Annotated in this window: 1 protein-coding gene; it reads left to right on the forward strand. The window is 60.4% G+C overall.

What is annotated here, in order from left to right; genetic code table 11:
• Positions 1-222 (forward strand): DDE-type integrase/transposase/recombinase (locus tag D5084_RS08975; RefSeq protein ID WP_155523114.1); only part of this gene is annotated, 222 nt, incomplete at both ends.

Genomic DNA, 222 nt, shown 5'->3' on the forward strand with positions numbered 1-222 from the left:
ACATCACCTACCTGCCGATGCGAAAGGGCTTCCTCTATCTGGTGGCCATCATGGACTGGTTCACCCGCAAGGTGCTGGCCTGGCGCATCTCCAACACGCTGGAGGCAGACTTTTGCATCGAGGCGCTGAACGAGGCGATCCACAAGTTCGGCCCGCCCGAGATCATGAATACCGATCAGGGCAGCCAGTTCACGTCCTTCGCCTGGACCGACCGGCTCAAGC

The sequence above is a fragment of the Tabrizicola thermarum genome (genome assembly GCF_003574395.1).
GTDB lineage: Bacteria > Pseudomonadota > Alphaproteobacteria > Rhodobacterales > Rhodobacteraceae > Tabrizicola > Tabrizicola thermarum.